This window comes from Rhodocyclaceae bacterium (assembly GCA_020248265.1).
In the GTDB taxonomy this organism is placed as follows: Bacteria; Pseudomonadota; Gammaproteobacteria; order Burkholderiales; family CAIKXV01; genus CAIKXV01.
This window is the reverse complement of the sequence record JADCHX010000012.1, coordinates 1-22,928: the sequence shown is the minus strand read 5'-3', so window position 1 is coordinate 22,928 and position 22,928 is coordinate 1. Positions and strand designations below refer to the sequence as shown.

Annotated in this window: 18 protein-coding genes; 2 read left to right on the top strand and 16 right to left on the bottom strand. The window is 66.0% G+C overall.

All coding sequences use genetic code 11. The annotated features are described in order from the left end of the window. Nucleotides 1-101 precede the first annotated feature (101 nt). Nucleotides 102-1,346, top strand: a complete 1,245-nt coding sequence (locus ING98_13325; protein ID MCA3102849.1) for an alanine--glyoxylate aminotransferase family protein — start codon at nucleotides 102-104, stop codon at nucleotides 1,344-1,346. A gap of 40 nt (nucleotides 1,347-1,386) precedes the next feature. Here the strand turns inward: ING98_13325 and ING98_13320 are convergent, their stop codons facing one another. Next, nucleotides 1,387-2,448 (bottom strand): patatin-like phospholipase family protein, encoded by a 1,062-nt coding sequence (locus tag ING98_13320; GenBank protein MCA3102848.1) that lies wholly within the window; start codon nucleotides 2,446-2,448, stop codon nucleotides 1,387-1,389. A 266-nt stretch (nucleotides 2,449-2,714) separates the two neighbouring features. Here ING98_13320 and ING98_13315 point away from each other — a divergent pair, with 266 nt between their 5' ends. Beyond that, the gene (locus tag ING98_13315; protein ID MCA3102847.1) at nucleotides 2,715-6,251 is read left to right on the top strand and encodes an FAD-dependent oxidoreductase; all 3,537 of its coding nucleotides are present in this window, start codon (nucleotides 2,715-2,717) and stop codon (nucleotides 6,249-6,251) included. A gap of 54 nt (nucleotides 6,252-6,305) precedes the next feature. On the opposite strand, the gene folD is transcribed toward ING98_13315, so the two are convergent. The 15 genes from folD to ING98_13240 form a co-directional block, all read right to left on the bottom strand. Further along, a complete protein-coding gene (folD, locus tag ING98_13310; protein MCA3102846.1) occupies nucleotides 6,306-7,148 on the bottom strand; it encodes a bifunctional methylenetetrahydrofolate dehydrogenase/methenyltetrahydrofolate cyclohydrolase FolD in 843 nt (280 codons plus the stop codon). An 81-nt stretch (nucleotides 7,149-7,229) separates the two neighbouring features. Beyond that, a complete protein-coding gene (locus tag ING98_13305; GenBank protein MCA3102845.1) occupies nucleotides 7,230-9,011 on the bottom strand; it encodes a SpoIIE family protein phosphatase in 1,782 nt (593 codons plus the stop codon). Between the two features lie 63 nt (nucleotides 9,012-9,074). Then, the gene (locus ING98_13300; protein MCA3102844.1) at nucleotides 9,075-9,380 is read right to left on the bottom strand and encodes an STAS domain-containing protein; all 306 of its coding nucleotides are present in this window, start codon (nucleotides 9,378-9,380) and stop codon (nucleotides 9,075-9,077) included. Nucleotides 9,381-9,451: 71 nt separating this feature from the next. Further along, a complete protein-coding gene (locus ING98_13295) occupies nucleotides 9,452-10,567 on the bottom strand; it encodes a chemotaxis response regulator protein-glutamate methylesterase (protein MCA3102843.1) in 1,116 nt (371 codons plus the stop codon). After that, nucleotides 10,567-11,181, bottom strand: coding sequence for a chemoreceptor glutamine deamidase CheD (cheD, locus tag ING98_13290; protein ID MCA3102842.1), 615 nt, complete (start codon nucleotides 11,179-11,181; stop codon nucleotides 10,567-10,569). Before cheD ends, ING98_13295 begins: the two co-directional genes overlap by 1 nt. Continuing rightward, nucleotides 11,178-12,062, bottom strand: coding sequence for a chemotaxis protein CheR (locus ING98_13285; GenBank protein MCA3102841.1), 885 nt, complete (start codon nucleotides 12,060-12,062; stop codon nucleotides 11,178-11,180). Before ING98_13285 ends, cheD begins: the two co-directional genes overlap by 4 nt. A 26-nt stretch (nucleotides 12,063-12,088) precedes the next feature. Then, on the bottom strand, nucleotides 12,089-12,613 hold the full coding sequence (locus tag ING98_13280; GenBank protein MCA3102840.1) for a chemotaxis protein CheW: 525 nt from the start codon (nucleotides 12,611-12,613) through the stop codon (nucleotides 12,089-12,091). A 25-nt stretch (nucleotides 12,614-12,638) separates the two neighbouring features. Beyond that, nucleotides 12,639-14,231, bottom strand: coding sequence for a HAMP domain-containing protein (locus tag ING98_13275; GenBank protein ID MCA3102839.1), 1,593 nt, complete (start codon nucleotides 14,229-14,231; stop codon nucleotides 12,639-12,641). A gap of 517 nt (nucleotides 14,232-14,748) precedes the next feature. Next, nucleotides 14,749-17,043 carry a chemotaxis protein CheW gene (locus ING98_13270; protein ID MCA3102838.1) on the bottom strand — a complete coding sequence of 765 codons (2,295 nt, stop codon included), beginning with the start codon at nucleotides 17,041-17,043 and terminating at the stop codon, nucleotides 14,749-14,751. Nucleotides 17,044-17,096: 53 nt separating this feature from the next. Then, nucleotides 17,097-17,462, bottom strand: a complete 366-nt coding sequence (locus ING98_13265) for a response regulator (GenBank protein ID MCA3102837.1) — start codon at nucleotides 17,460-17,462, stop codon at nucleotides 17,097-17,099. A gap of 27 nt (nucleotides 17,463-17,489) precedes the next feature. Continuing rightward, entirely contained in the window at nucleotides 17,490-18,704 is a 1,215-nt protein-coding gene (locus ING98_13260) for a methyl-accepting chemotaxis protein (protein ID MCA3102836.1), read from the bottom strand. 135 nt (nucleotides 18,705-18,839) lie between these two features. Continuing rightward, nucleotides 18,840-19,181: a cell division protein FtsB gene (ftsB, locus tag ING98_13255; GenBank protein ID MCA3102835.1), complete on the bottom strand. Its 342-nt coding sequence runs from the start codon at nucleotides 19,179-19,181 to the stop codon at nucleotides 18,840-18,842. Nucleotides 19,182-19,239: 58 nt separating this feature from the next. Continuing rightward, nucleotides 19,240-20,523, bottom strand: a complete 1,284-nt coding sequence (gene eno, locus ING98_13250; protein MCA3102834.1) for a phosphopyruvate hydratase — start codon at nucleotides 20,521-20,523, stop codon at nucleotides 19,240-19,242. Nucleotides 20,524-20,578: 55 nt separating this feature from the next. Further along, nucleotides 20,579-21,421 (bottom strand): 3-deoxy-8-phosphooctulonate synthase, encoded by an 843-nt coding sequence (gene kdsA / locus ING98_13245; GenBank protein ID MCA3102833.1) that lies wholly within the window; start codon nucleotides 21,419-21,421, stop codon nucleotides 20,579-20,581. Beyond that, on the bottom strand, nucleotides 21,421-22,928 hold a 1,508-nt coding region (locus tag ING98_13240; GenBank protein MCA3102832.1), incomplete at its 5' end, for a CTP synthase. The genes kdsA and ING98_13240, both read right to left, overlap by 1 nt.

Genomic DNA, 22,928 nt, shown 5'->3' with positions numbered 1-22,928 from the left:
TCCGACACGGGCGCAAGCCGATTTCGACCGATCCGCCCGACGCTGTTCTACACTTGTCCGGTGCAGCTTGTATCCTGAACTTCCCACGCCACGGTTGAACCATGTCACCTTCGATACCCACGCAGGCATTGTCCGAACTCAATCCGCTGCCCCGGCTGCTGATGGGGCCCGGCCCGATCAACGCAGATCCGCGCGTGCTGCGCGCGATGTCGGCGCAGTTGCTCGGGCAGTTCGACCCCCAGTTCCGCCAGTACATGCGCGATACCCAGGATCTCTATCGCGGCGTGTTCGAGACGTCCAACGCGCAGACCCTGTGCATCGACGGTACGGCGCGCTCGGCGATCGAGACCGTGATGGTGTCGCTGGTCGAGCCTGGCGACCGTGTGCTGGTGGCGAGCTTCGGACGGTTTGGCCAGCTGAAGGCCGAGATCGCGCGTCGGGTCGGCGCGCAAGTGCGGGTGATCGAGGCCGAATGGGGCACGGTGTTCGACCTGGCGCTGATCGAAGCCGAGATCCGCGCGTTCTCCCCGAAGCTGCTGGCCTGCTGCCAGGGCGACACTTCGACGACCATGCTCCAGCCGCTCTCCGAACTGGGCGCTCTGTGCAGGCGCCACGGTGTGATGCTCCAGGTCGATGCTACTGCATCGCTGTGCGGCACCCCCCTGCCGGTCGAAGCCTGGCAGATCGACTGCGTGACCGGAGCGCTGCAGAAATGCCTCGCGGGCCCGTCCGGCATCGCGCCGATCACGCTGTCCGACTCTCTGTGCGAGGTGATCATGCGGCGCCGCCACGTCGAGGAGGGATTGCGACCGGCCAACTACCAGCCAGGCGCCGGAGGCATCATCGCGTCGAACTACTTCGACCTCGCGATGATCATCGACTACTGGAGCGAGCGAGCGCTCAACCACCACACTGAAGCCACCTCCATGCTCTACGCGGCACGAGAATGCGCGCGCATCTTCCTGCAGGAGGGCCATGCGGCAGTGTTCGCAAGACATGCCCTCGCCAGCCGCGCGATCGTCGCAGCCCTAGAGGCGATGAACCTCAAGATCTTCGGCGACAAGGCGAACAAGATGCCAAACGTCACAGGCGTCTGGATACCGGAGGGCGTCAGCGGGGACCGTGTCCGCACCGCGATGCTGGACGAGTTCAACATCGAGATCGGCACCTCGTTCGGTCCGCTGCACGGACGCATCTGGCGCATCGGCGCGATGGGCTACAACGCGCGCCGCGATGCGGTGCTGACCACCCTGGCGGCCCTGGAAGCAGTACTCGCGGGCGAGCACCACCGGTTCACCCGCGGTGCGGGCGTCGACGCGGCACGTGCGGTGTACCAGGCCGGCTGAACGCGGCGGCAGCTGCCCGCGGTACGCGCCGAGGCGGCGTTCAGAGGCCCCGGTCGCGGTACGGGAACTCGGCTGGGCGCGGCAGCGCCTCGTCGCACCAGGAGCGAAGGGCAATGTCGCAGATCGCATAGCCCCAGTTGATCAGTCGCTCCTGCAGCTCATCGCGCATCGCGGTGAACAAGGTCGGCAGCGCCGCCAGCTCGGCCGCGCGCGCCGGCGGGCAGACAAGGCAGGTATCGGCAGGGTAGTCGGCAGTGGCCGCGCGCAGCGACCAGTAGGCGCCGGCATGTCGACCATCCCGGAAGGCCGACAACAACGCGTCCCTGGGCGCCACGCTCAACGAGTGCTGCAACACTTCGATCACACGCGCGGCCTGCTCGCTCTTGCCGTCGAAGGACGCCTCGTCGACCAGCGCGCCGCCCCCGTCGCTGACCCAAAGCGTCCTGCAGTCCTGTGCATCGGCCAGTGCGAGCGGATCGCACAGCATGCCGTCGGCCAGCTGCATCGCATGCGAGTCGCCGTCAATCGCGCTGCCACTCACGCGCAGCGCCGGAAACGCCGGCGGCATCGCGATCGATGCACAGACCGCGTCGGTCACCGGGTAGCTCGGATCTCCGATCGATATCGCCCCTGCACGGCTGCGTACTTCGTTGCCGAACACCAGGCGGCAGCCCGAGTTCAGCTGGCTGGCGCCGATCGACAGGCTCGGCCCCGATGGCAGGTCGCCGAACCGGACACCGCGGTAGAGCTCACGGTCGAGGTTGTGCGAGATCCATTCGCTCAGCGAGCGCGGGAACAGCAGGCCACCGACCACGGAACGCCCGTTCAGCGTCCGACCGGCCAGCGCGCGCAGCGGACCGACGATCTCGCGTCGGACAGAAGCCGGGGCGAAGCCGTCTGCTGACAGTCGCGACCACTGCACCGAGACCAGTGCGGCAACGATCGCGCCACCGGACACCCCGCAGACGCGGGTCGCGCGCGCGAGGAGTCCGGCCTCAGCGAGTCGCAGCACGGCCCCGGCATTGAACAGCACTGCGCGATAGCCACCACCGGAAAGGCACAGGGCAATGCCGGGATGATCGGATTCGGGAGTGGACGTCACGGCAGTGGAGATGCTCGAAGAGTGCAACGCAGGAGCTTACCGCGCGTCCACGCCTGCTGCCAGCCGTCTGGCGGCGAAGGCTCGGCTCCGGCCGGCCCCAGCGACTATCCATGGTACGCACGCCGACCGCAGGTCGCAGTCGCCTGATCCGCACTATCATTGCCGACCGGCCCGGGTCTCGGCGCGACCCGTCGTACGGGCGGATGTGCCTCGTGCCGCCCGGTGCCGCCGGATCCCCGCCTACCCGCAACTGCGAACGCTCTCCGATGCTCTCTCTCGCCCACGGGCTCCACTTCGAACAACTGTATCAACACGAAGGCCTCTGCGCGCTCGACGCAGCCTTCCTCGAATGGCTCGACGCCGGCGATGCCGGGCTGGGTGCCCGGCTGCGCTGTGCGCGCGAGGCACCGAACGCACTGGACGCTGCGGCCGAGGCTGCCCTGTTGATCGAGCTCTCGCCCTGGGTAGACGACTTCGTCGGCGAATTGTTCGGTATCGGCGAAGCCGTACGCGCGCTTTCGGCGCGCCACAGCGAGCTGGCGCCCCTTTACGAATGCAAACGCCAGTTCGTGCAGCGTCAGGCAGCGACCAAGGTGAAGGCGGAGGCGCTGGCCGGTTTCGATGCGGAAGCGGCAGCAGCCACGCTGGAGCGGTGGTTCGGCGAACCCTTCGGTGAGCTCGCATTCGCACGGCACGTGTCCGCATGGCAGGCAGACCCTGTGCACGCCGAACGCGTTGGCCTCGCCCTGCACTACGCTGCCTGGGCGCTCACCACGCCGGAAGGCCGGCGCCGCCATGCTGCCGGCGTGCTGTTCAAGACGCCGCACAAGACCGACCCGATGCACCTGGTCCCGGTCGAGACCGATACGTCGGGCGGCTACCAGGCATTCACGCTGGGCGAAGCGCACCAGCGGCATCGCGAGGGATTCGCGCTGACCGATCGCGGTACCGACCTGGTCGGTGCGCTCGACCAGGCGCACTACTGCATCTGGTGCCACCACCAGGGCAAGGACTCCTGCTCGAAGGGCCTGAAGGAAAAGCTCAAGGGTGACGCGGCGGCCATCGATGCGCTGCCTGCGGCCGCGCACTTCAAGAAGTCGCCGTTTGCGGTGACCCTGGCCGGCTGTCCGCTCGAGGAGCGAATTTCCGAGTTCCACGAAGTGAAAGCGATGGGACACGCGATCGGCGCGCTGGCCATGATCGCCATCGACAACCCGATGATGCCGGCCACTGGCCATCGGATCTGCAACGACTGCATGAAGGCCTGCATCTACCAGAAGACCGAACCGGTCAACATCCCGGAGTCGGAGACGCGCACGCTGAAGGACGTTCTGGAGCTGCCCTGGGGCTTCGAGATCTACAGCCTGCTGACGCGATGGAACCCGCTCGACCTCCGGCGGCCGCTGCCGCGCGCCTCCACCGGCCGCAAGGTCCTTGTGGTCGGTCTGGGTCCGGCCGGCTTCACGCTGGCACACCACCTGCTGAACGACGGCCATGTGGTCGCCGGCATCGACGGCCTGAAGATCGAGCCGCTGCCGCCGGAACTGTCCGGCGTAGATGGCCACGGTCGGCGGGTGCCCTTCCATCCGGTACGCGACGTGCAGGACCTGTACGAGTCGCTCGACGACCGGGTGATGGCCGGCTTTGGTGGCGTTGCCGAATACGGCATCACCGTGCGCTGGAACAAGAACTTCCTGAAGGTGATCCGGCTCGTGCTCGAGCGCCGCGCCGAGTTCGCGATGTTCGGCGGCGTGCGCTTCGGCGGCACGCTCACCGCGCAGGATGCGTTCGACCTCGGTTTCGACCATGTCGCGCTGGCCGCCGGTGCCGGCCGGCCGACCATCCTCGACATGCCCAACGGGCTGGCCCGCGGCGTGCGTACCGCCTCCGATTTCCTGATGGCGCTGCAGCTGACTGGTGCCGCCAAGGCCGATTCCATCGCCAACATGCAGCTGCGCCTGCCGGTGGTGGTGATCGGCGGCGGGCTTACTGCCGTCGACACTGCGACCGAATCGCTCGCCTACTATCCGGTGCAGGTCGAGAAGTTCCTGTCCCGCTTCGAGACGCTGGTGGCGGAGCAGGGCCGCGATGCAGTGCGCGCACGCTGGAACGCGGAGGAGCGCGTGATCGCCGACGAGTTCATCGCCCATGCAATGGCGATGCGCGCCGAACGCCAATCGGCCGCCAACGAGAGCCGCCCTCCCCGGCTCGCTGCGATGATCGCCGGCTGGGGCGGCGTCACGCTCGCCTATCGCAAGCGCCTGGTCGATTCGCCGTCATACACCCTGAACCACGAGGAGGTGCACAAGGCACTGGAGGAAGGCATCGTCTTCGCGGAAGGGCTGTCGCCGCTGCGCATCGATGTCGATGAAATGCAGCATGTGCAGTCGATCACAATGACCCGCCAGTCGCGGTCGGACGACGGCAACTGGGCCGATGCCGGGGACGTGCGGCTGCCAGCGCGTACCGTGCTGATCGCGGCCGGTACGAACCCGAACACGGTGCTGGCGCGGGAAGATGCGCAGACGTTCGTGCTCGACGGCCGCTATTTCAGGGCCTGCGATGAACAGGGCAATCCCGTGCGGCCCGAGCGGTCGATCTCCAAGCCGAAGCAGCCCAACGTATTCATGTCCCGCCGCGACGACGGCCGGTTCATCAGCTTCTTCGGCGACCTTCATCCGTCCTATTTCGGCAACGTGGTGAAGGCGATGGGTTCGGCCAAACAGGGCTACCCGACCGTCTCGCGCGTGCTCGCTGCGCTGCCCGCCTGCACGGCGCCGGACAGCATCGCCTTCCTCGATCGCCTGAACGACGAACTGCGCGCGACCGTGCATGCGGTCAACCGCCTGACGCCGACCATCATCGAGGTAGTGGTAAAGGCCCCGCGCGCGGCGTCCCGGTTCAGGCCGGGCCAGTTCTATCGCCTGCAGAACTACGAGATGAACGCCGCCAGGATCGACGGTACCCGTCTCGCGATGGAGGGCCTGGCGATGACCGGCGCATGGGTCGATCCGCAGCGCGGGCTGGTATCGACCATCGTGCTCGAGATGGGCGGCTCGTCGGACCTGTGCAAGACGTTGCGTCCCGGCGAGCCGATCGTGCTGATGGGGCCCACCGGCGAGCCGACCGAGATCGTCGCGGGCGAAACCGTCATGCTGGTAGGCGGCGGGCTGGGCAACGCGGTGCTGTTCTCTATCGGCCAGGCGCTGCGCGCCGCTGGATCGAAGGTGCTCTACTTCGCCGGATACAAGAAGCGCATCGACCGCTACAAGGTCGAGGAGATCGAGGCCGCGGCCGATACCGTGATCTGGTGCTGCGACGAGTCCCCGGGTTTCGAGCCCGGCCGGCCACAGGACAGGACCATCAGCGCCAACATCGTGGAGGCAATCGCAGCATATGCCGACGGCCGGCTCGGCGAAGCATCGATCCGGGTGGCCGACGTCGACCGTATCGTCGCGATCGGTTCCGACCGGATGATGGCTGCCGTCGGCGCGGCGCGGCACGGCGTGCTGGCGCGCCACCTGAAGTCGACCCACACGGCGATCGGTTCGATCAACTCGCCGATGCAGTGCATGATGAAGGAGATCTGTGCGCAGTGCCTTCAGCCCCACCGCGACCGCGAGACCGGCCGGATCACCTATGTCTTCTCGTGCTTCAACCAGGACCAGTCGCTCGACCGGGTGGACTTCCCGGCGCTGAACGAGCGGCTGCGCCAGAACTCGGTGCAGGAAAAACTCACTGCCCAGTGGATCGGCCGCTGTCTGTCCCGGCTGGAGCAACAACCGGCACCGGCAACGACCTGATTGGCGCAGTGCTCGTCCAGCCACGGTGCCAGCCGTTCCCAGCCGCGAGGCTGCTCAGCCGCCAGCAGCCTCGATCGTGTTGACCACCAGCATCGCCACCGTCATCGGACCCACACCGCCCGGCACTGGCGTCACGTAACCGGCCACCTGCTCGACCGAGCCGAAATCGATGTCGCCGACCAGTTTGCCGTCGGCGGTGCGGTTGATGCCGACGTCGAGGACGATCGCACCCGGCTTCACCATGTCGCCGGTGACGATGCCCGGACGGCCGACTGCGACCACCAGCACGTCGGCCCGGCGGGTGTGCGAGGCGAGGTCGAGCGTCTTCGACGTGCAGAGCGTGACGGTGGCGTCCCGCCCCAGCAGGAGCAGTCCCATGGGCTTCCCGACGGTATTGCTGCGCCCCACCACGACTGCATCCTTGCCGCTGAGCTTCGCGCCGATCGAATCGAGCATGCGCATCATGCCTGCGGGCGTGCACGGCGGGAACCGGGTGTGCCCGCCGAGCAGGTCGCCACGGTTCAGCGTATGAAAGCCGTCGACGTCCTTTGCGGCAAGTACCTCGGCGAGGATCGCAGCCTCGTCCAGTCCCGACGGCAGCGGCAGCTGCACCAGGATGCCGTGGATCGAACCGTCGTCGTTCAACCGGCGCACCACCTCGAGCACTTCGGCCTGGGACGTCGTGGCAGGCAGTTCGACCACCTCGGAATGGACGCCGACCGTGCCGCAGGCCCTGACCTTGTTGCGCACGTATGCGCGCGAGGCTGGGTTGTCGCCGACCAGCACCACCGCCAGCCCCGGACGGATCCCGCGCGCCGCGAGCGCGTCCACCCTGGTACGGCACTCCGCGAGTACCTGTTCGGCGAGCGCCTTGCCGTCAATCCGCTGTGCAGCCATCGTTGCCTGTCCCGTCATTCGATCCGCGCGGACTTTAGTGCAAAAACGCGGGTCCCGGCAACTGCAGCCCCGGCAGCGCCGTCAGCGGCGCGCGGACAGCGCGATGATCGCGACAACGCGCCGACCCCGCTGGTCGAAGCGCAGTTCGGTGCACACCGAGCGTACGAGTTCCAGGCCGCGGCCGCGCCGTACCGCATCCGCACCGCCGAGTCCGGCCAGCCGGGCTTCCAGGCTTTCAATGTCGAAGCCGGCACCGGAATCCTCGATCTCGATCTGCAGGTACTCGCTACCGCCGAACGGCTCGACGGCGGCCTTGATCCACAGACTGCCCGACGACAGCCCGGCCAGCCTGGCCGCCCGGTCTTCGCGAAACCGCTCACGGCCGCCGGGCATGTCGAGTACGGCTGGGTCCAGGCCGAGCACGCCGTAGTCGAGCGCGTTGGCGAGCAATTCCGACAGCACGCAGTACACGTTCGAGCGCAGGCTGCGGGGAATTCCGAGCTGCTCGACCACGCTGCTGGCGAACGGTGCCAGCGTAAGCTTGCGCAATTGCGTCGGACCCAGCCGCATCTCCAGTGCCCAGTGCGACGTGCGCGCGCTGCCTGGTGCCGCGGGCATTCCGACAGCGCCTGCAGGCGCTTCGACGACAGGCTCGGCAAGCGGCTCGAGCAGGCAATCGACCAGCAGCACGGACGCATCGTCCTCCAGGGCGCGTCCGCCGGTGAACGCCTGGAGGCGACTGATGACCCGGGACAGCCGGGACGGGGCCTCGCCGCGCACTGCCTCGAGCAGCTCGCGGTCGCCGAAGCGGTGCTTGCCGTCCTGCCCGAGGGCCTCCGAAAGGCCATCGGATACGACCATCAACTGGGACTGCTCCCGATACGAAAACCGCTCGATCGTGCTGTCGAAGTCCTTGTCGTCGAGGATGCCGAGCGCCATGTGGCGCGAGCGCCAGATATGCTCCATGCAACCGTCGCTGCCCAGCAGCATGACGGGCGGACACCCTCCGTTCCACAATTCGACAACCCGATCGCGCATGTCGATCGAGGCAGCCGCGCAGGCGACGAAGCGGTCGGCAGGCATGCAGCTGCGCAGCTTCCGGTTCATCTCGGTGACGATGCTCGCAATGTCGAAACCGCGGTCGGTCATGCGGTGGAACACCTCGCTGACCGGCAGCACGGAGATCGCCGCAGCCAGGCCGTGGCCGGTTCCGTCGGCCAGCAGCACGTTGATCCGGTCATCCGGCGAGCGCGCGACGGCAACGACGTCGCCGCTCAGGTGGTGCGCGGGCGATACCCAGGCATGCATCAGGCGCTCGGCCAGCGGATCGAGGCCTTCCAGCCGCGAGATCAGGTAGCTCGCGATGCGCTGCTCCTCCTCGGCCTCGTCCTGGTGCCGCATGAGCATGGTGCGCTGCGCCTGGGTGCGCTCGACATACGCGCCCATGCGCAGGTACATCCGCAGCCGGGCACCGAGCCATCCCGCGCTGAGCGGCAACTGCAGGAAGTCGTCCGCGAGCCTGTGAAGGCGTTCGATGTCCGCTTCGCCGGCGGACGCCGGCACCAGCGCGACGAGCGTCCACGGACACGCTGGTCGGCTGTCCATCCGACGTTCCGCAAGCGCGCGCAGCGGACCATCTCCGGCCGACATCGCGCACAGCACGACGGCGGCCTCGCCGCGATCGGCCAGTTCCACTGCCTCGGCGGCGGACGATACGGCCAGCAGCCGCGCTCCGTTCGCCTCGAGCATCGCCTGCAAGTCGCGTCGCACGACCGGATCGCTGTCGATGAGGATCACGCCGGCCCGGGCAGCCTTTTCAGGCGCTGCGTGACCGGCAGGCAGCGGCGGAGAGGTCAGGTCCATCCTGGGTCAACCCTGGTAAGGACAGGCGGGCGGCATCGTAGTCACGGCCGCAGCCCGTGCCGACTACTGGATCGTGAACAGCTTCTTGAAGTTCGCGATGTCGAGAATCTGCTGTACCACGCCGTGGCAGTTGCTCAGGATCACCGTCTTGTGGGTGCCGCTCGCCTGGTCGCGAAGCAGCAGGAGCATGCCCAGCGCTGCGCTGTCCAGGTAGTCGACGTTGCCGAGGTCGATCTCGATCGCCGAGATCTCGCTCGAGCCGATCTGACCTTCATAGGCCGACTTGAAGATGCGATGGGCATTGAAGTCGAAACGGCCTGACAGCGATATCCGTACACGTTCGTTGATGACGCTGACTCGAGTCTGCATGAAAGCTCCTTGGAAAGTGGATGCCGGGTGGCATGGACGGTAGAGAAAACGGCTGTAGAGCAGCCGGGGGATCAGACCCTGTTCTGACGACCACCTCTTGCGGTGATCTGACCGATGACGGCGCGGGCGATCGACTTCAGCGGCAGGACCTCATCGACCCCGCCGCTGTTTATGGCTTCCTTCGGCATGCCGAACACGACGCAGCTTTCCTCGTCCTGCGCGATGTTCCACGCACCGGCATCGCGCATCTCGCGCATCCCGGCCGCGCCATCGCGCCCCATCCCGGTGAGTATCACCCCGATCGCGCTGCGGCCGACATGTGTCGCGGCGGAGCGGAACAGGACATCGACCGAAGGGCGATGGCGATTGACCGGCTCCGACTGCGACAGCGCCGTCACGTAGTTCGCGCCGCTTCGACGTAGCAGGAGATGCGAATGCCCGGGCGCGATGTACGCATGCCCGGGCAGCACCCGCTCTCCGTCCTCGGCTTCCTTGACGGTGATCCGGCACAGTCCGTCGAGCCTGCGCGCGAACGAGCGGGTAAACGCTTCCGGCATATGCTGTGCGATCAGGATGCCGGGGATATCCGGCGGGAGAGGTTCAAGCAACTCGCGGAGGGCCTCGGTACCGCCGGTCGACGCACCGACGATGATCAGTTTCTCTGTCGACCATCCGGACACCGGCCGGGACGGCAGCGCCTCCAATGCACCGTCCGCGGGCTCGGACGCAGGCGCCACGAGCTTTCGCACCCGCGCCACCGAAGCCGCGCGGATCTTGTCGGCGATCTCGCCAGCATATTCCTGCATGCCATGCACGATATCGATCCGGGGCTTCGCGACAAAATCGACCGCGCCCAGTTCGAGCGCGCGCAGCGTCGTCTCCGACCCCCGTTCGGTCAGCGTCGACACCATCACCACCGGCGTCGGCTTCAACCGCATCAGCTTTTCCAGGAAGGCGAGGCCGTCCATCCTGGGCATTTCGACATCGAGCGTGATCACGTCCGGGTTGAGCGCCCGGATCTGTTCCCGTGCGACGAGCGGATCCGGCGCCTGGGCCACCACTTCCATGTCTGGCTGCGAATTGATGATCTCGGTCAGCACGCGCCTGATCAGTGCGGAGTCGTCGACGACGACCACGCGGATGCGGGCGCGTACCCCGGGCTGGGACGGAGGCGTCGCGGAATTCATCAGAAAAGCTCCACCGCCCCGCTGGCCGGCCTGGTGACCAGGCGCCGGCTGTACTCGCGCTCACGCGCGATCAGGCCTTTGTCGTTGGCGCTCTTCAGCTTGCGCACCATGGCCCGCCCGGTGCGGGGAAAGAAGTACACTTTCCTCGGATAGATGTCCTCGAGGTCCTGGGCCCTGACCGGGATACCCTCCGTGTTCAGGAATGCGCGCACGAAGGCCGCATTGCGCGGCCCGACGTTGGCCACCGTCAGCCCTTCGAGTACATTGCCGCCGCCGAAGACCTTGGCCTCCAGGCTGGCGCGGCGTGCACCCTGCTTGAGGATGGTGTTGATCAGCACCTCCATCGCATATGTGCCGTAGCGGGCGGAGGCATTGGCGACCTCATCGGCGTTTCCGCCTTCGGGCAGCATGAAATGGTTCATGCCCCCGACGCCGGTCTGGGGATCGCGGATGCACGCGGCCACGCAGGACCCGAGCACGGTCACCAGCACCATGTCGCTGCCCGTGACATAGAACTCGCCTGGCAGCAGCTTCGCGGCGGGGGCCTCGAAGGTATGGTCGAAGTACAGCGTCTTCGCAAACCCTTCGATGGTCTCGGGGCGCTCATGGCTCATGCAGTCTCCGCGCGGGCGTGCGCCAGTTCGTAGACCGTCTTGGCCCGCAGCCGGAACAGGTCTGCCGCATGGTAGAAGTTCTCCGAGTGACCGGCGAACAACAGGCCATCCGGCCTGAGCAGCGGCGCGAACCGCTGCAGGATGCCGTGCTGCGTGGGCTTGTCGAAATAGATCATCACGTTGCGACAGAAGATCGCGTCGAACGGACCAGTGACCGGATAGCTCGCCTCTAGCAGGTTGACCTGCTCGAAACGGACGAGCGCCGCCAGTTCGGGGCGCACCCGCACCATCCCTTCGTTCGCGCCGGAACCGCGCAGGAAGAAGCGCCGGAGGCGCTCGGGAGCCATCCGATCGACCCGATCCATCGTGTAGACACCTGCCTGTGCCTTCGCGAGGACGGCGGTATCGACATCGCTCGCGATGATCTTCACACGTGGCGCCATCGTTCCGCAGGCCTCGATCGCACTGATCGCCATCGAGTATGCTTCCTCGCCGGTCGAGCAGGCGGAACACCAGAGCGACACCTCGCGCGTCGCACTCGCCCGCCGGATCAGCCCCTCGAGTTCGACGAAGTGATGGGCTTCCCGGAAGAACGCGGTGAGGTTCGTGGTCAGCGCATTGGTGAAAGCTTCCCACTCGGGGCCGCGCGGCCCCTCGAGCAGGCGCAGGTAATCGCGAAAACTGGACAGATTGTTCGATCGCAGACGGCGAGCCAGCCGGCTGTACACCATCTCCATCTTGCCCGGGTTGAGCTGTATGCCGGCGTGGTCGTAGATCAGCCGGCGGATACGCTCGAAATCATCCCGGGTGAAGGAGAACTCCTTGCGAACCGGATGTGCATCGACATCCGGCTCGTTGGAGCGTACTGGCGCAATCGGCATGGTTCTGTCTTCGCTCTTCGTACCGCTCAGTGGACCGAGGCTGTCTCGTCGATCAGGGCCATGTCGCGGCTGGTCATCAGTCGCTCGATGTCCACCAGGATCAACATGCGCTCGCCCGCCGTGCCCAGGCCGATGATGTACTCGGTATCCAGGCCGGCACCGAACTCCGGTGCCGGACGGATCTGCGAGCCGTCCAGTTCCTGTACGTCCGACACCCCGTCGACCACGATGCCCATCACACGGCCTGCGATGTTCAGGATGATCACCACGGTGAAGGGGTCGTAGGTAACGCTGCCCAGGCTGAACTTGATGCGCAGGTCGACGATCGGGACGATCACGCCTCGCAGGTTGATGACGCCCTTGATGAAATCCGGCGTGTTTGCGATCGCGGTGACCGCATCGTAGCCGCGGATCTCCTGCACCTTCAGGATCTCGACCCCATACTCTTCAGCACCGAGCTTGAACGTCAGGAATTCGCTGGTGCCCGAGGGGACCGCAGCAGTGGCAGCGGTTCCTCCGATTGCCGAGGGTGCTCGATTGATGTTGCTCATATGCGTTTCTCCAGGCTGCGGTTGTTCAGAACTCTTCCCACGATTCATCGGCGTTCACGGCCCTGGCGGGTCGCGCCAGGGGCGCTGCTTCCACAGGCCGGGCGACCTCTGCCGCCGGCGCCGATACAGGCACGGGCGACGATGCCGACGGCTTCAGGCGCGAAACGTTCTTGGCGCGATTCGGACCGCGACGCTCGGCGCCGCTGTAGGCCACCGGCGCTGCATCCTCGGACAGCCGGAACACGGACACCGTATCGGCCAGCACCTCCGCCTGCTCCTGCAGCGATTCGGCTGCGGCCGCGGCCTCTTCGACCAGCGCCGCGTTCTGCTGAGTCACCTCGTCCATCTGCGTGACGGCGGTATTCACCTGCTCGATGCCGGAGCTCTGCTCCATCGAGGCAGCCGAGATCTCCGCCATGATGTCGGTGACACGCTTGACCTGGTGCACCACCTCCTGGATGGTCTTTCCCGCCTCGCCGACCAGCTTCGAACCACCCTCGACCTTCTGTACCGAGTCGCCGATCAGCGCCTTGATCTCGCGCGCTGCCGCGGCCGAGCGCTGTGCAAGGTTGCGCACCTCGCTCGCCACCACCGCGAAGCCCCGGCCCTGCTCGCCGGCACGGGCCGCTTCCACCGCCGCGTTCAGCGCAAGGATGTTGGTCTGGAACGCAATGCCGTCGATCACGCCGATGATGTCGGAGATCTTCTTCGATGCGGTAGTGATCTCGTCCATCGTGCGCACCACCTCGCCGACGACCGAGCCGCCGCGTACCGCGACTTCCGAGGCGCCGATCGCCAGCTGGTTCGCCTGCTTCGCGTTCTCGCTGTTCTGCTTCACCGTCGAGGTCAGCTCTTCCATGCTGGAAGCGGTCTCCTCGAGGCTCGACGCCTGCTCTTCCGTGCGCTGCGAGAGATCGGTGTTGCCCTGCGCGATCTCCTTCGCCGCGGTGTTGATCGACTCGGTCGCTTCCTTGATCTGCCCGACGATGGTGACCAGGCTGCTCTGCACCGCGTCCACCGCCGCCGTGATCTCGGCCTTCTTGCCCGGCAAGCGGTCCATCTTCGGCGTGAGGTCGCCCTTCGAGTATGCGCTGATGATCTCCACGACCCGGTACTTCACCGCGATGTGGGCGGCCACGAGGTCATTCACCGACTCCGCAACCTGCCGGAACGTCCCCGGGAACGCGTCTGCCTGGATCCTGTGGTCGATCCAGCCTTCCTCGTGCTGCCTTGCCATCTCGGCCTGCGCGGACACCAGCGCTTCGATGACGCCGGTCATCGCCCGCATCGACTGCATCAGCGCAGCCGCTTCGTCGCGTCCGTCGACTTCGATGCGAGTGGTCAGGTCGCCGGCTGCAATCGCGTCTGCGGCGGCAACCGCCTTGCGCAACGGGTGGGTGACCGAGCGTGTGATCAACCACGCTGCCAGCAGACCGATCACCAGAGTCGCGATCAGTACATAAGACAGCGTTCGCACCCCCTCTTCGTGTGCGGCGTGCGCAGAGGCCACTGCCTCGTCGGAGATCTTCGTGTTGTACACGATCACATCCGTAAGCGCCTTCGACACGAGGCCGAACATCGTGAAGGAATCCGTAGTCATGACGGCTTCCGCCTCCATCCGGCCCTTCGAGCCACTGGCCAGTTGCGGCAGCAGCTTCTGCTCCTCCATCCTCAAGTAGCCCTGCAACGCCTCTTCGTATGCCTTGAACAGGGGCTCCTCCGCGGTACCGACCAGCAGGAAGCCATCCTTCCGGTAGGTAGCGGCCAGTTTCAACAGCGCTTCACGCGCGCTGGCCATCTCCTGCATCCCCTGATTTCGTCCTTCGTCAGTGGAGCTGTATGTGGCCCGCAGACCCCAGCGCCGATACTGGTCCTGCTTGCCCTGAATTTCGCCGAGCATCGTGATGCTCGGCAGGATGTTGCCGCCGATAGCATCGAGTTGGACCGCCTGTTTCGCCATGCTCGCGTAACCCACCCAGGCGAGTACGACGCACAGCACCAGCACGAGACCGAAACCCGCTGCAAGCCGGGTACCCACCTTCACCGATTGCATCTTCATCTGCACTTCTCCGTTTCGTACGATCATGTTCAGCGCCGGAACTGCCGCTGGCACTGCATCCGGTTCCGGCGCACCTTCAGGCTGCGTGCGCGAGGCCGTTTCCGGTCCGCATCACAGCGGGTACATCCACGATCAGGGCCACCCTTCCGTCACCCATGATGGTTGCGCCCGACACCCCGTTGACCTTCCGGTAGTTCGTCTCCAGGCTCTTGATCACGACCTGGTGCTGTCCCAGCAACTCGTCCACGCAAAGCGCCGCCTTCTGGCCCGCCGCGTCGACGATCACCATCACCGGCATCTCGGCTGCTGGCGCATCGGCTGCGCAGAACAAGCGACGCAGTTCGATCACGTTCAGGTACTCGCCGCGCACCGCGATGGTCCGTGCCCGACCGCCAACGGTACGGATAGCCTCCTTGCCTGGCCGGATCGATTCCACGATCGAGTTCAGCGGCAGGATCAGCGTGCTGCCGCCCACCTTGACCGACAACCCGTCGAGAATCGCCATCGTCAGCGGCAGCCGGATCGCGATTCGCGTACCCTGGCCGGCCTTCGATTCGATCGATACGCTGCCGTTCATCTCGGCGATGTTCCGCTTCACCACGTCCATCCCGACGCCACGGCCGGATACGTCGGTGATCACATCGGCGGTCGAAAAACCCGGCTCGAAGATGAGCTGCCACACCTCCCCGTCGGTCATACCGTCATTTGCCGGCAAGCCGCGTTCGCGCGCCTTCTGCAGGATCCGCTCGCGGTTGAGGCCACCGCCGTCGTCGCTCACCTCGATCACGATGCTGCCGCCCTGATGCATCGCGTTCAGGGTGATGGTTCCGGTCGCCGGCTTGCCTGCGGCCACGCGAACCTCCGGTGCCTCGATGCCATGGTCCAGGCTGTTGCGCACGAGATGGGTCAGCGGGTCGGCGATCTTCTCGATCAGGCCCTTGTCCAGTTCCGCACTCTCGCCGCAGGTACGCAAATCGACCTGCTTGCCGAGCTTGCTGGCGAGGTCGCGTACCACGCGCGGGAAGCGGCTGAACACGAACGAAATCGGCAACATGCGGATCGACATCACCGCTTCCTGCAGGTCGCGGGTGTTGCGCCCGAGCAGGCCCAGCCCGGCGAGCAGGCGCTCGTTGGCGGCCTGATCGAGCGCACTGGCCGACTGCATCAGCATCGACTGAGTGATCACCAGTTCGCTCACCAGGTTCATCAACATGTCGACCTTCTCGACGCCGACCCGGATCGAGGCACTGTCGGCTGCAGTCGTCACCTGCTTGTCGGTCGCCCGCCGGCCTGCGCGCACCGGCGCGTCCGCTGCCCGGTCCGACACCCTCCGGCCGACCGACGCAGGGCCTGTGGTCGGCGCTGTCGAGGCGCCATGGGGCGCAGCCGCCGCAGGCGCGCCTGGCGCTTCGTCGAAGAAACCGAAACCCTGCGTTTCAGCTTCACCTGCAGCTGACGCGGCCGGCACACCGGGCGCATCGTCGAAGAAGCCGAATCCCTCGTCCGGATCTGCGTCGCCACTGGCCGCAGTCATGCCGCCCGCGATGCCCGGACCCGCCTCATCGTCGTCGAAGAAACCATAGGCTGCCTCGGCGGCGGCAGGCACCTGGGGCAGATCGGACGCAGGCAGTACTTCGCCAGGCAGCACGACCGAGACCTCGACATCCTCGGGCGGGACGACGAACTCGAACAGTTCGCGCACGGCCGCTTCTGCCACGGCGGCGGTGAGAACCATGCGCCAGGTACGGGGCGCCGGCCGAGGGCTAGGCGAGTGGCGATCATCCGGCTCGGCGGTGACTTCCAGCGAGCCCAGCGAACGCAGTTCCCCGATCAGCCCTTCGATGACGGCCTCGTCGACCGCGTCGGAATGCACGGCGATGTCGAAGCGGGCAAGCGGTATGCGAGACGCATCCGGCGCTGCGGGCGCGGACGGTGGGGACGCCTGTCCGGTCCCGGCATCGCCGGGTGCATGGCCATCGGCCCCTGCCAGCACGTCGAGCCACTTCATCACGCCCTCGGCCGCATCGGCATCGAGCTCGCTGGTCGACTCCCCCCGACGCTCGGCGAGTTGAGCCGCGATCACATCCTTGGCATGGAGAAAGGCATCGATCATCTCCGGGCGCAAGGCGATCTCCTCCTTGCGCAGGCGATCGAGCAGGGTTTCCAGGGAGTGCGTGGTGTTCGCGATATCGGTGAAACCAAACGTCCCCGCTCCGCCCTTGATCGAGTGGGCTGCACGGAAGATTGCATTGAGCTGCTCGGGATCCGGGTCGGACGGATCGAGTTCGAGAAGCAGGTTCTCCATGCTTGCGAGGTGTTCCGCGCATTCTTCGAAGAACACCTGGAAGAACTGGCTAATGTCTATCGACATCGGGTTTTCCTGTCGTCGGGTTGAGGTCTGTACGTCCGGAGCGCCTGCGCGCTTCAGCCGATGACCTTCTTGACGACCTCCAGCAGCTTCGCCGGGTCGAACGGCTTGACGAGCCAGCCGGTTGCGCCCGCCGCCTTGCCCTGGGCCTTCATCTGGTCGCTGGACTCGGTGGTAAGCATCAGGATCGGCGTGCTCTTGTGCTGGGGAAGCGCGCGCAGCTCCTTGACGAGCGAAATGCCATCCATCCTCGGCATGTTCTGGTCGGTCAGCACCAGGCTGACCGCCTTCGTCTTGGCCTTCTCCAGACCGTCCTGCCCGTCGACCGCCTCTATCACGTCATACCCGGCGCTCTTCAGGGTAAACACAACCATCTGCCGTATCGATGCGGAATCATCCACTGCAAGGATCATCTTCGCCATGTTGTCTCAGCCCGTATTCAGTCTTGCTCAGAAAAGGTCAATATCGCCGCCGGCCATCTGTTTCTGGGCGACCGGATTGCGTGCCTCCATGGCATCGGTCCGCGCGACCAACTCTGCCACCACTTCCTCCACTGGCGGCCTGCCCGGCACAGCCGAAAACTCGCGCCCGATCGCCTCGAACAGATGCTCGACCACCTCCACCCGCCCCTGGCAGTTCGCCAGCAGCTGCGTGGTAATGTCCTGGAACTGCAGTGCCGTGACCGCCTTGCCGACGCGCGATTCCATGTCGCCAGCCAGTTCGGAGGTACGCGCCATGGCGCGCGCCAGTTCCTCGTTGATCTGTGCCACCTGCGTCGTCATGTCGTCGGCCTCGCGCTTTGCATGCAGCGCGAACGTCATGTCCTGAGAAGCCATCGAATGGATCGCCTTCTCGGCTTCGTTCAGCGATTCGCAGACCTGTCCGATCTCCTGGCGGATCTGGTCGCTGAAATGGTGGGTGCGCCCGGAGAGCTTGCGTACCTCGTCCGCGACAACCGCAAAGCCACGCCCGGCCTCGCCGGCACGTGCCGCTTCGATCGCCGCATTGAGGGCCAGCAGGTTGGTCTGCTTGGAGATGCCCTCCACCTCGGCGAGGATCGAAAGGGCGCTCTTGATCTGAGTGTCGACGGTTTCCATCTGCCCCACCAGCTTCATGCCGACCTGGCTGTTGTTCAGGATGTTCTGAACCAGCGCCTGCATCGCAGAAGAAGAGTGTTCGACGAACCGTTCGAAGGTGATGCGCTCGCCGGTCGCATTGCCGTTCGGACTGCCGGCGGTGATCGCCAGCGTGATGCGCTGTTGTTCCTGCGTCAGTTCGTGCATCTGGCTGAAGCTGTCGGCGAGGCTGGTGACGGCTTCCTGCAGCAGCCCGCTGGTCCGGCCGATGTCGTCACCGACGGCCTGAACGCCGTGGGCGATTGCGTCGCGGTGGACAGAGAACGCCCGTCCGAGGGGGGTGGCAGCGAGGCCGCTACCGTAGGCCTCGACCCCAGCCACGGCGCGATCGGCCGGCGCGGGGCCGTGCGTGCGAAGCAGCAGCATGGAGGTCGACACGGCGAGCAGGGCCAGCAGGCCGGGCAAGGCCTGCCAGGGCAGTGACATCGCCACCAGCCAGACGGCCTGAGCCACGCAGGCCGCTGCGGCGCACACCAGGGTCGCCGTCAGGTAGCCGGACAATGGCCGGGAAACGGACGAAGAATGCATCGTGCCTCCAGATCAAGTGGACCTGTTAGCGGCAGCGCGATGCACAACTTGAGCGGTCCGGCGACAGCCTTTCCGAAAGGCCCGCCTGCGGCCGAACGCCGGCCCGCCGCCCTTCAGATCGACATCATCCGACCGTCAGCGCCCCCCTGTAGGCGGGGTCAGAACTCCCTTGCCAGGGCTCGCGGGACGCGGCGCGGGTGCTGGCTCACTACCCAGAACCTGGATGAACAATTCATCCTGCCGGATCATGCCCAGTTCGGCGCGTGCCCGCTCCTCGATCGCCTCGTACCCGGTCTTCAGGTCACGGACTTCCGCGTCGAGCGTCTCGTTACGGTGCAGCAGGCGCCCGTTCACCTCACGCTGGGCAACGAGCCGGCGATCGACCTCCCAGACTCGCAGCCAGCTGCCCTTGCCGATCCAGAGCGGCACCTGCAGCAAGGCAATCAGCACGGCGAGCCCCAGACTGAGCAGTCTCATCGATGGTCCCCGATGCGGGAAAACGCCGCCCCGTGCGGCCGGGGACGGCAGGCGAGCATCACCGCAGCTGACGGAACGCGGATCGGCCACCATATGCGGCGGCATCACCCAGGTCTTCCTGGATGCGCAGCAGCTGGTTGTACTTGGCGATGCGGTCCGACCGGGACAGCGATCCGGTCTTTATCTGAAGCACGTTGGTGGCCACCGAGATATCGGCGATCGTGGTGTCCTCCGTCTCGCCCGAGCGGTGCGAGATCACCGACGCGTAGGCCGAACGGCGCGCAAGGTCGACGGCCTCGAGCGTTTCGCTCAGGGTGCCGATCTGGTTGACCTTGATCAGGATCGCGTTGGCCACACCTGCGTCGATACCCTGTTGGAGGATGCGGCTGTTGGTGACGAACAGGTCGTCGCCGACCAGTTGCACCTTGTCGCCCAGCCGGTCGGTCAACAGCTTCCAGCCGCTCCAGTCGGCCTCGTCCATCCCGTCCTCGATGCTGATGATCGGATACTTGGCAACCCAGCGGCCGAGGTAATCGGCAAACTCGCCAGCGCCGAGTATCGCCCGTTCGGATGCCAGCCGGTACTTGCCGTCCTCGTGGAACTCGGAACTCGCACAATCGAGCGCGAGGGCGATGTCCTCGCCGGGCCGGTACCCGGCCTTCTCGATCGCCTCCAGCACCAGCTCGATTGCCGACTCGTTGTTGGGCAGGTCGGGCGCGAAGCCACCCTCGTCGCCAACCCCGGTCGAAAGCCCACGGCCGTCGATCAGCTTCTTCAACGTCTGGAACACCTCCGCGCCGTAGCGCAGCGCCTCGGAGAAGCTCGGCGCGCCCAACGGCACGATCATGAACTCCTGCATGTCGAGATTGTTGTTCGCGTGCGCCCCGCCGTTGATCACGTTCATCATCGGCACCGGCAACCGCATCGGCCCAGCACCCCCGAGGTACCGATACAGCGGCAGGCCGGATTCCTCGGCTGCGGCGCGCGCCACGGCCATCGACACGGCAAGCAGCGCGTTGGCGCCGAGGCGGCCCTTGTTGTCAGTGCCGTCGAGCTCGATCAGCGCACGGTCGATGAACCCCTGCTCGACCGCGTCCAGCCCGATGATCGCCTCGCAGATCTCGGTGTTCACGTGCTCGACTGCCTTGAGTACGCCCTTGCCGCCATAGCGCGCCTGGTCGCCGTCGCGCATCTCGAGGGCTTCCTTGGCTCCCGTCGAGGCACCTGATGGCACGGCCGCGCGGCCCATCACGCCCGATTCGAGGAGTACATCGGCCTCGACTGTCGGGTTACCACGGGAATCGAGGATCTCGCGCGCGACCACCTCTACGATTGCACTCATCGCTGTTCTCTCAAGGCTGTGTTTCTGGGTTCCGGGAGGCCGTCCGGATCGCGGTTCAACGCGTGATCCGGCGTTCCGCGAGCGGCCTCGACTTGACCTGCGCATCGAGCGCGGCCAGCGTCTCGAGCAGTTCCGGCATCAATCCGAGGGGCCAGGCATTAGGACCGTCGGACAGCGCCTGTTCAGGACGTGGATGCGTCTCCATGAAAATGCCGGAGATGCCGGCCGCCACCGCCGCACGCGCCAGCACCGGCACGAATTCACGCTGCCCGCCGCTGGAGGTGCCCTGCCCGCCCGGCAACTGCACCGAATGCGTTGCATCGAACACGACCGGGCAACCGGTGTCGCGCATGATCGCGAGCGATCGCATGTCGGACACCAGGTTCTGGTAACCGAAGGAAAAACCGCGCTCGCAAACCATGATGTTGTCGACACCGCTCGCCGCGCGCGCCTTGTCGACCACGTTACCCATTTCCTGGGGCGACAGGAACTGGCCCTTCTTGATATTGACCACCCGGCCGGCGCTGGCAACTGCCTGGATGAAATCCGTCTGTCGGCAGAGGAAAGCGGGCGTCTGCAACACGTCGACTGCTGCCGCCACCTCGGCCACGTCCGCCGCCTCGTGGACATCGGTCAGTACCGGCAGGCCGAAGGTACTGCGCACACCAGACAGGATCTCGAGGCCCTTCTGCATGCCGGGCCCGCGGAAGGACTTCCCCGAACTGCGGTTGGCCTTGTCGTAGGACGCCTTGAAGATCAGCGGAATGCCGAGCGGCGCGACGATCTCCTTCAGGCGACCGGCAATCTCCTCGACCAGATCGCGCGACTCGACCACGCACGGGCCGGCGATCAGGAACAGCGGTCGGTCGAGGCCAGCCTCGAAGCCGCAGAGTTTCATCAGGCTGCCGCCGGTGCCGCGACGCCGCAGGCTGCCGCCTGCACCTGCTCGGCGCGCACGATCGCCGCCCTGACGAATGCGGTAAAGAGCGGATGCCCGGCTCGCGGCGTGGAATTGAACTCGGGGTGGAACTGCACACCCACGAAGAACGGATGCGCAGGAAGTTCCATCATCTCGGGCAACGACTCGCTCGGGGTGCGCGCGGACACCTTGTACCCGGCCGCTTCCAGCTGGGGCACATATGCATTGTTCACCTCGTATCGGTGCCGATGCCGTTCGTTCACCTCCGCGCCGTAGATGCGCGCGGCGAGCGTGCCCGCCAGCACCGGGCAGCGCTGCGCACCCAGGCGCATCGTGCCGCCGAGATCGGACTTCTCGGTGCGCTTTTCGATCTGCCCGGTACGGTCCTTCCACTCGGTGATAAGCGCGACCACCGGGTGAGCCGTGTCGGGATCGAACTCGGTGGAGTTTGCTCCGGTCAGCCCGCAGACATTTCGTGCGAACTCGATCGTGGCCAGTTGCATGCCCAGGCAGATGCCGAGGTAGGGCACCCCGCGTTCGCGTGCGAAGCGGATCGCCTGGATCTTGCCTTCAGTGCCACGCTTGCCGAAGCCGCCCGGGACGAGGATCGCATCGAGATGATCGAGCGAAGACGCGGCGCCGCTTTCGATCTGCTCGGAGTCGACGTACTCGATCACCACGCGCGTACGGGTCTTGATGCCGGCGTGGTTGAGCGCTTCGTTCAGGGACTTGTAGGAGTCGGACAGGTCGACGTACTTGCCGACCATGCCGATGCGGACCGTCCGCTCGGGATGCTCGAGACCGTGCACGAGGGCGTCCCAGTCGGCAAGGTCAGCAGCCCCTGCCTTCAGCCCGAGCACGTCGCAGACGATCTGGTCGAGCCCCTGCTTGTGCAGCATCGAAGGGATCTTGTAGATCGAGTCGGCATCCCAGACCGATATCACCGAGTCAAGCTGCACATTCGAGAACAACGAGATCTTCGCTCGCTCGTCCTCCGGGATCGGGCGGTCGGCCCGGCACAGCAGCACGTCCGGAGAGATGCCGATCTCGCGCAGCTTCTGGACGCTGTGCTGCGTCGGCTTGGTCTTCAGTTCACCCGCCGACGGGATGAAAGGAACCAGCGTGAGGTGCACGAAACAGCAGGATCCGCGGCCGAGCCGCAGGCTCATCTGTCTTGCGGCTTCGACGAAGGGCAGCGATTCGATGTCGCCGACCGTGCCGCCGATCTCGATGATCGCGACATCGGCTTCGCCGCTCCAGGCCGCACGGGCGCCGCGTTCGATGAAGTCCTGGATCTCGTTGGTGATGTGCGGAATCACCTGAACGGTCTTGCCGAGGTACTCGCCGCGCCGTTCCTTCTTGATCACCGACTCGTAGATCTGGCCGGTAGTGAAGTTGTTCACCCGCCGCATCCGGGTAGACACGAACCGCTCGTAGTGCCCGAGGTCGAGATCGGTCTCGGCACCGTCCTCGGTCACGAACACCT

What these genes read in the sequence shown, in the direction of transcription:
- ING98_13325 (MCA3102849.1), top strand. Translation starts at nt 102, where the DNA reads ATGTCACCTTCGATACCCACGCAGGCATTGTCCGAACTCAATCCGCTG.
- ING98_13315 (MCA3102847.1), top strand. Translation starts at nt 2,715, where the DNA reads ATGCTCTCTCTCGCCCACGGGCTCCACTTCGAACAACTGTATCAACAC.
- folD (MCA3102846.1), bottom strand. Translation starts at nt 7,148, where the DNA reads ATGGCTGCACAGCGGATTGACGGCAAGGCGCTCGCCGAACAGGTACTC.
- ING98_13305 (MCA3102845.1), bottom strand. Translation starts at nt 9,011, where the DNA reads ATGGACCTGACCTCTCCGCCGCTGCCTGCCGGTCACGCAGCGCCTGAA.
- ING98_13300 (MCA3102844.1), bottom strand. Translation starts at nt 9,380, where the DNA reads ATGCAGACTCGAGTCAGCGTCATCAACGAACGTGTACGGATATCGCTG.
- ING98_13295 (MCA3102843.1), bottom strand. Translation starts at nt 10,567, where the DNA reads ATGAATTCCGCGACGCCTCCGTCCCAGCCCGGGGTACGCGCCCGCATC.
- cheD (MCA3102842.1), bottom strand. Translation starts at nt 11,181, where the DNA reads ATGAGCCATGAGCGCCCCGAGACCATCGAAGGGTTTGCGAAGACGCTG.
- ING98_13285 (MCA3102841.1), bottom strand. Translation starts at nt 12,062, where the DNA reads ATGCCGATTGCGCCAGTACGCTCCAACGAGCCGGATGTCGATGCACAT.
- ING98_13280 (MCA3102840.1), bottom strand. Translation starts at nt 12,613, where the DNA reads ATGAGCAACATCAATCGAGCACCCTCGGCAATCGGAGGAACCGCTGCC.
- ING98_13275 (MCA3102839.1), bottom strand. Translation starts at nt 14,231, where the DNA reads ATGGAGGCGGAAGCCGTCATGACTACGGATTCCTTCACGATGTTCGGC.
- ING98_13270 (MCA3102838.1), bottom strand. Translation starts at nt 17,043, where the DNA reads ATGTCGATAGACATTAGCCAGTTCTTCCAGGTGTTCTTCGAAGAATGC.
- ING98_13265 (MCA3102837.1), bottom strand. Translation starts at nt 17,462, where the DNA reads ATGGCGAAGATGATCCTTGCAGTGGATGATTCCGCATCGATACGGCAG.
- ING98_13260 (MCA3102836.1), bottom strand. Translation starts at nt 18,704, where the DNA reads ATGCATTCTTCGTCCGTTTCCCGGCCATTGTCCGGCTACCTGACGGCG.
- ftsB (MCA3102835.1), bottom strand. Translation starts at nt 19,181, where the DNA reads ATGAGACTGCTCAGTCTGGGGCTCGCCGTGCTGATTGCCTTGCTGCAG.
- eno (MCA3102834.1), bottom strand. Translation starts at nt 20,523, where the DNA reads ATGAGTGCAATCGTAGAGGTGGTCGCGCGCGAGATCCTCGATTCCCGT.
- kdsA (MCA3102833.1), bottom strand. Translation starts at nt 21,421, where the DNA reads ATGAAACTCTGCGGCTTCGAGGCTGGCCTCGACCGACCGCTGTTCCTG.